The 1,186-nt window shown below is 63.2% G+C and carries 1 protein-coding gene; it reads left to right on the top strand.

Features of this window, described 5'->3' with window-relative positions:
• Nucleotides 1–1,186, top strand: a 1,186-nt coding sequence (locus tag XarbCFBP7408_RS21950; protein WP_146093831.1) for a DUF4158 domain-containing protein, incomplete at both ends; no start/stop codon positions are given.

The raw sequence follows: 1,186 nt of genomic DNA, 5'->3' as shown, positions 1-1,186 counted from the left end.
GGCAGCCTGCGCACCGCCTGACGCTGACGATCCTGCTCAAGACCTTCCAACGGCTGGGGTATTTCCCCGTGTTGGACGAAGTCCCGCCGGCGGTGATGCGCCATATCCGCAGCGCGCTGAAACTGCGCGTGCAGGTCAAGCCAGCGAATCTTGCCAACGCCTCGCGCTATCGCTACTACCGTCGGATCCGTCAATTCCTGCAGGTCCGGGCCTACAGCGACGGCGGGCTGAAGATTGCGGCACGCGCGGTATACGAAGCCGCTGCGGTGATGGATAACCCGGCGGACCTGATCAATGTAGCCATCGAACAGCTCGTGCGTGATCGCGTCGAGCTGCCGGCGTTCTCCACACTGGATCGCCTGACCCGGCGCATCCGCACGCTGGTCAACGGGCGCTATTTCGCTCAGATCGAGGCTCGACTGACCATCGATGAAAAACAGCGCCTGGAAGGCCTCCTGCAGGTCGAACAGGGGCGTCAGAAGAGCCCGCTGCACGCGATCAAGCGCCTACCCAAGCGCTCTTCGCTGCAGCATTTCCAGGAGTTGATCGACCATATCGCCGAACTGGACGAATTGGTCGGCAGCGAGTTGCACCTGGCGGGCATCCCGGAGGTCAAGCGCAAGCACTTCGCTGCCGAGGCGCGGGCATTGGATGCTTCCGAGCTGCGCAAGTTTCGGCCCGCCAAGCGCTACGCGGTACTGGTGTGCTTGATCCACCGGGCCCGGGTCCAGACGCGCGACGATCTCGCGGAGATGTTCATCAAACGCATGGGGAACATCCACAACCGGGGCCGAGAGGAACTGGAGCGGCTGAGGGCGCGCTATCGCGAGAAGACCGAAGCGATCGTGGCGACGATGTCGGATGTGGTCCGCGTCCTCGACCATCATCGCGGCGACACCGAGGCGGGGCGTGAAATCCGCCGCCTGATCAACGCCCATGGTGGCGTGCAGACGTTGCAGGCCGACTGCAACGCCATTGCGGCGCATAGTGGCGACAATCACTTGCCGCTGCTGTGGCCGTTCTATAAAAGTCACCGCTCCACCATCCTGCGGATGGTGCGTAGGCTGGACTTGGCCTCGACCACGGAGGACCGCTCGCTGATCGACGCGATCGAGCTGATCCTGACGCAGGAACGAAGCCGCAGCCATTGGTTGGACGAAGCGGTCGATCTGGCATTCACCACCCA

The sequence above is a fragment of the Xanthomonas arboricola pv. guizotiae genome, from assembly GCF_002940205.1.
Classification (GTDB): domain Bacteria; phylum Pseudomonadota; class Gammaproteobacteria; order Xanthomonadales; family Xanthomonadaceae; genus Xanthomonas; species Xanthomonas arboricola_C.
This window is presented reverse-complemented; position numbering and strand designations above follow the sequence as displayed.